At 37.2% G+C, this 6000-nt stretch carries 6 protein-coding genes; 4 read left to right on the forward strand and 2 right to left on the reverse strand.

What is annotated here, in order from left to right:
- The first annotated feature begins 243 nt into the window (after positions 1-243).
- Complete coding sequence (locus tag CK510_RS04950; protein WP_095720640.1) at positions 244-825, forward strand: hypothetical protein; 582 nt, start codon at positions 244-246, stop codon at positions 823-825.
- A gap of 36 nt (positions 826-861) precedes the next feature.
- Here the strand turns inward: CK510_RS04950 and CK510_RS32550 are convergent, their stop codons facing one another.
- Complete coding sequence (locus tag CK510_RS32550) at positions 862-1068, reverse strand: hypothetical protein (RefSeq protein WP_095720641.1); 207 nt, start codon at positions 1066-1068, stop codon at positions 862-864.
- Between the two features lie 50 nt (positions 1069-1118).
- Here CK510_RS32550 and CK510_RS04960 point away from each other — a divergent pair, with 50 nt between their 5' ends.
- Positions 1119-3263, forward strand: a complete 2145-nt coding sequence (locus tag CK510_RS04960) for a WD40/YVTN/BNR-like repeat-containing protein (RefSeq protein WP_095720642.1) — start codon at positions 1119-1121, stop codon at positions 3261-3263.
- Between the two features lie 90 nt (positions 3264-3353).
- On the opposite strand, the gene CK510_RS04965 is transcribed toward CK510_RS04960, so the two are convergent.
- Positions 3354-3854, reverse strand: a complete 501-nt coding sequence (locus tag CK510_RS04965; RefSeq protein WP_211293090.1) for a DUF1648 domain-containing protein — start codon at positions 3852-3854, stop codon at positions 3354-3356.
- Between the two features lie 197 nt (positions 3855-4051).
- Between CK510_RS04965 and CK510_RS04970 the strand changes: the two genes are divergently transcribed.
- Positions 4052-5146 (forward strand): DMT family transporter, encoded by a 1095-nt coding sequence (locus CK510_RS04970; protein ID WP_095720644.1) that lies wholly within the window; start codon positions 4052-4054, stop codon positions 5144-5146.
- 331 nt (positions 5147-5477) lie between these two features.
- A complete protein-coding gene (locus tag CK510_RS04975; RefSeq protein WP_095720645.1) occupies positions 5478-5684 on the forward strand; it encodes a hypothetical protein in 207 nt (68 codons plus the stop codon).
- Positions 5685-6000 lie beyond the last annotated feature (316 nt).

Here is a 6000-nt window from a genome sequence, read left to right on the forward strand (position 1 = left end):
AAAACTACAGTTATCAAGGTAGACGAGGTTTAAATAAGTTTTTTGAATCCATATCCTCGATTGTTTGAAGCAGTCGGGGATTTTTAGTAACTAATTGCTTGATATTGAATTGATAACAACAGTATAAATACGAAAATAATATTTTGTTTTTGTAAATATATCCTGGGCTAGATACGGAAAATTACTTATTCATGTAGTAGTTGGGTAGTAAGACTTAAAAAGCTTAAACAAGCACCGGGCTCGATGAAAAAATCGAATTTTGTCAAATTTTTAACAATTCTATTAATGGCATGTGGCGGAATTGGACTAGTTGGAGGAGGCTTTTTCCTCAGTAGAGCATTGGATAAGAGCGAAGAAACGACGATAGTAAAAGATAGTAGTAAATATAGTGAGATTCGCTATAAAGTTTGGTTAAATCCAACACTCGTAAATCATTTTCCTGAGTCAATCCCCAAGGATGCGACTAATGTGCGTCTCGTTTATGTTCCTGCATCAGCACAAGGAGGGAGTGCATTTCAGGTAAAATTTAAACAACCACAAGAGAAAATAAAAAGCGCGATCGCAAAGTATAATCAGGTTGCGAAGTACAAATATAAGGGTGGTGATACTAATGACCACAGCAATCAAGCAAATGGGATTCCGACGACATTCTTTTATACTAGTGATGATGCTGACAATGGAACGTTTCCACCAGACTACAATGTATTAGTGTTGGGTGCGGAAGATAAAGGGCAAAAGGAGTTTAAATGGAATCATGGGAATAGTTATGGAGTGGCTATTAGTCGTTTAGATTCGACTATTGTTTATTGGGTTGAAGCTTGGTAATGGGATTTTAGATTGGGTAATTGGACAGTTAGCTAGCTAGTAACCCAACATTAATCTACATAATAAATAGAATGCATTATTTCGGGTTTTGTCGTTGGCAGATAAACCCGGTTTCTTGGTTTTGTCTTGCTGAATTAATATTTTTTGTGTGGAGAAACCAGGTTTATTAGAGTTTTTGACAGGATAAATCCCACTCTCCTCGATGCTATTACCCCTCACGGCTCTCACCCCCTTTTCAATCATCTAAAATCAGTGTTATCACCAGGCTATTAATTTATACATCTGGTAATAATATGACACTAACGCAAGAAAATCCTCCAAGTGCTTCTTTGCCTGGGCTTTCCTTTATAAAAGAAACCTGGACAAAAACTAATTTACCTACAAATATAAGTGATATTATTTCTGTACAAGTAAGTAAAAACGACAAGCTAGTATTAGCGACTAAAAAACAAATTTGGCAATATCAAAATAATGGAACTTGGAGTGCGATCGCGTTTTCTCCGAATGCTGGCAATATTTCCCAGTATCTAATTGCTGATACGGTTGCTTATGTGATTGTAAATTCTCTTGCTTATGAAATGCAATTGGAAGCAGGGCAATGGAAGGTAATTGCTAATAGTAGTTTTGTGGATTTAGCAACTGTTGATAGTGATACTCTGTGGGGTATTAATGAAGGTGGATATTTACACAAGTATACTCCTGGTAGTACTTGGATTAAGACTGAAATTCCTGCGCTCAAACTTTGGAATTCTAATCAATCGGTAGGAATTGCGGCAAAAGGTAATAATTTCTGGTTTGGATTGAAATACCGAGCAAAGGAACTTTTTGATCTAGATAAAAATTCTATTGCGAGGGAAACTGTTTGGCAGATTGAAAAAGATAAGCAAACTGATATTACCGAAAATCTCGGTTTATTGAACCTCAGTGGTAAACCATTTGGAGCATTTGGACAACTTTGTATAACACCATCTGGTGTTTTGTATGCATCCACAGAGCAAGGAATTTGGCAACGTTCCATTGATAATTCAGGTAATAATCTAGAATGGGAACAATTGCGATCGCAAACTGGAAACATCCGATTATTCCCGCTAAATAACTCTTCCCTACTAACTTATAATTCCCGTTCCCAAGAAGTTCTCTTGTGGAATAATCAAACTTGGTACAGTATTCCTAAACCTCCCCATGAAATCTTATCTGCTATTTTGGTTGGTGACACTTTATACGTTGCTAACAATAACTCTCTATCCACTATTTCCATCAAAACTGCCAAATCGCTGGAACTTCCAAAACCCAGGATGGCAACCTATCTCAATCTTGGTAAACTTAGTGCCGCTATTTATTGCCAAAATCAACTTTTCGTAAGTAATGAAAATACCTTATTTACACTTAATCCAAATAATTCCGAACCAATTTCTCTCACATCTTTAAGCACAACGACATTTGATATGTCAAATAGTGGTGAAAACATATTTATTGCCACTAAAACCGAATTACTTAAATACAACATTATCCAAAATAACCTAACTACTGTATTTATTAATCCGACTTCCCCAACAAAAGCAAGAATTGATTGCGATCGCAATTTCACAGCATACTTAGCAGATAAAGTCATCCGTATTTTCGATAATAGTACTAATAATCTTGTAACTCAAATTACCATCAAAGCTGATTTTGTCGAAGATATTGTCATCAAAAATAATCAACTCTACGTAGTTGGCTATAATAACCAACGCAATACAACCCAAAAACAACCAGTTCAAAGCGCATTTTTAAGATGTTTCCAAATTAGTAATACCCTGACGCAACTATGGCAAACCTGGGGTTTTGCTGGTAACGAACTCGGTAATGACATGGCAGATACCCGGATGTATCGAGTTGTAGCTAGCGATCGCGAAGTCGTAGTTCTGGGAGAATCCGCAGGTGGAAATACAGCTTTTCGCTGGAATGGCAAGGACTTATCAACACCAACATTAATAGCATACGACATTTTCAACGATGCATTTGATAGCAAATCCGCACATTTTAGCTATTACGGAATAATTGATGCCTCTACTGGTACAGTAAAACGTGGGCAATTTTCCATACCTCGTTTATTGCCATTCTCTAGCCGTTCTAATACCAATAGGGTTCGCAGTCTAGCTTATGATGAAAGCAATGTATATGTTGGTACATTATCTGCTTTCCAAATAAGCGATCGCAGTTTTACAAAGTTTCTCGGTAAGAAACCACCTGTCTATAAAGACGGAGATGCTACACTTTTGAAAGTATCAAGTGATTTAGCTTCACGAGATTTTTGGTTTACACCAGGAAACGGACAAGTATTATGTTTTGATGAGAATTGTGTAGTCATTAATGTTGCCGCAGATACTCCACAAAATCCCCTTTTGAATGGAAAAGGTAGGGTTAATGGTGAAGATGGATATGTAATTATTTGGTAATTAAACAAGATAATAATCCAGACATAATTCATTGTTTTATGTCTAGAATATTAATTCTAAATTATGTATATCAACTATACATTTTCTTGCTCAACGCGCTAAAAAAGATTGACGCAACCAATATCCAATTGTCCCAAAAATAATTAATAGAATTGCCGGTAAAAACCAAATTCCTAAACTCGGATTTTCAACAGTCGCTAAATTAAATATTTTCCATTCCATAAAAGCAAATATCCATACCAATTCTGTTTTTAACCAATTCAGAGTTGAAGTTGCTATTTGATACTGCCTAAATGCATTATGTTCAGTAATCTCTACAAGATAATTAAAATTATGAGGAGAGCGGGCAATCAGCGTTAATAATCCATAAATGAATAAACCCAATCCCGGTAAAATCCATAAAATACTTTTACTTCCCCAACCATTCACACGTCCATTAAATCCGAAATGAACAGGTATTGTATCGGGTAATACAAAGGTTCCATAAACCGCGACGAGAAATAAAGCTACAAATCCTGCGATCGCAATCTTGTTTAATAGCTTATCTTGCTGTGTTAGAGGAACCATCAGAACTGGAGGTTGATAGCTCATAGGATTCATTTTTAAATTACCTTATTTTTAAATTATCGCGATCGCAGCCAAATAAAGTAATAAATTTTACTTATTTTCATGTTGAACTCCCAGCTTTGTGCCGAGGGAGTGAGTATTAATTCCTTCACAAAATGAAATGTTTCGGTAAAATTAGTTAGTATAACTACATTTCATCAAACCAAGGTTTCAGCAACCCCATGCAAATGAACGAGCGTGCATCGCGACTTCCCCTAGCTCCGCTACTATTAATCGCACCATTTTTCCTCTGGGGAACATCAATGGTAGCAATGAAAGGTGCGATCGCCCATACTTCACCTTTATTTATGGCAGGAATGCGAATCTTACCTGCTGGAATCTTAATTTTGATTTTTGCGGCATTAAAGGGGAGAATGCAGCCCCAAGGGTGGAAAGCATGGTTGTGGATTGGATTATTTGCCCTTGTGGATGGAACTTTATTTCAAGGATTTTTGGCTGAGGGATTAGTTAGAACTGGTGCTGGTTTGGGTTCGGTAATGATTGACTCCCAACCGATTGCAGTCGCACTCATGTCATTCTGGCTGTTTCAAGAACATATTGGGTTATGGGGATGGTTGGGTTTAGCTTTGGGAGTTGTGGGGATTAGTTGCATTGGTTTACCCGATGATTGGATTTTAAGTATTTTCTCAGGTTCTTTTGCTGCTAATTCGGGGTTACACATTACCTTACCTACCACTGAAGACGCGATTAATTCTTTACATTTACTACTCGATAGTGGTGAGTGGTTAATGTTACTTGCAGCACTATCAATGGCAGTGGGAACAGTGATGATTCGGTTTGTGTGCAAATATGTCGATCCAGTGACAGCGACAGGATGGCATCTGATTTTAGGTGGTTTGCCTTTGTGGGGTATTTCCTCCATCACAGAAACCCAGCAATGGAGTCGTTTAGTCCGTTCCGACTGGCTCGCTTTGGGTTATGCGGCAATATTTGGTAGTGCGATCGCATATGGTTTATTTTTCTACTTTGCTTCCAGTGGCAGTCTCACTAGTTTGAGTTCCCTGACTTTTTTGACACCCATATTTGCATTATTATTTGGTAATTTATTACTTGGTGAAGTCTTGACACCAGTTCAATGGTCAGGTGTTGGTTTGACTTTAATTAGTATTTACTTAATCAATCAAAGAGAAAGTATCCCAGGGAGCGATCAACAAATCCCCCTCACAGAAGTTGCATCTACACAACCAGCAAATCCCATTAACCTAGCACTGCGGGATTCCGAAATGGGAGTCAAAATTAGGAGTGAGGAGTGTTAGATTGTAGGTTGGGTGAAGACGCACGAGTCATATTTGTAGTAATACAATAAATCTATATTGCGTCGTAACCCAACATTTTATTATGATAATTTTAGAGTCATATTTAAAAAGTTAAAATATTTGAAATATTAATTTAAATAGTTAAATTTTAATATTTTTGTGGTTGGAATAATTTTCATTTTCTCTATATCATTTGTTGGGTTACGCAAAGCCTTCACCCAACCTACGTAAATGCTTCACCTCAAGTTTATTATCTTTGCAGAAAAAATACGGTTGCATGTAAAAGTTCTTCTTAGCGACAATTAATGCATAAACATTTGGAGAAGTACATATGAATGATAATAATAACAATCCAGTAGAAGCAGCAGGATATGCAGCAGCAGGAGCTGCTGCGGGAGCAGGTGTTGCAGCTACAGTAGGAGGTATGGGTTTAGCGGTAGGTGGAACAGCCGTTGCCATTACCGCAGCGCCTGTTGTCGCAGCAGGTGCTGTAGTAGGATTAGCTGCATATGGCATTAAAAAAGCTTTTGGTTGGTAAATATTTCTGATAATCTTTGACACGATTATTAGAATAGTGCGATCGCTATCTCTAAGATAAGCTTAGACGCATCTAAATGACATCTTTTTAACCCTGAAAGCCTTGCTATGAGGTTTTCGGTATTACAAATTAAGTGAGTTTTAGCTTACAAGGTTGGGTGAAGACGCACAAGTGATATTTGTAGTAATACAATAAATCTAGATTGCGTCGTAACCCAACATTTTATCCCACATTCCGCGCCTCAACTGTCACAATCGTAGCTTTTACTGATTTTTAGCAGCATATCAAGCTATCTTCTATACTTAATCTCATTATA

The sequence above is a fragment of the Brunnivagina elsteri CCALA 953 genome, assembly GCF_002289455.1.
In the GTDB taxonomy this organism is placed as follows: domain Bacteria; phylum Cyanobacteriota; class Cyanobacteriia; order Cyanobacteriales; family Nostocaceae; genus Brunnivagina; species Brunnivagina elsteri.

Coding starts and splice junctions, on each gene's coding strand:
- CK510_RS04950 (WP_095720640.1), top strand. CDS start 244: ATGAAAAAATCGAATTTTGTCAAATTTTTAACAATTCTATTAATGGCA.
- CK510_RS32550 (WP_095720641.1), bottom strand. CDS start 1,068: ATGATTGAAAAGGGGGTGAGAGCCGTGAGGGGTAATAGCATCGAGGAG.
- CK510_RS04960 (WP_095720642.1), top strand. CDS start 1,119: ATGACACTAACGCAAGAAAATCCTCCAAGTGCTTCTTTGCCTGGGCTT.
- CK510_RS04965 (WP_211293090.1), bottom strand. CDS start 3,854: ATGAGCTATCAACCTCCAGTTCTGATGGTTCCTCTAACACAGCAAGAT.
- CK510_RS04970 (WP_095720644.1), top strand. CDS start 4,052: ATGCAAATGAACGAGCGTGCATCGCGACTTCCCCTAGCTCCGCTACTA.
- CK510_RS04975 (WP_095720645.1), top strand. CDS start 5,478: ATGAATGATAATAATAACAATCCAGTAGAAGCAGCAGGATATGCAGCA.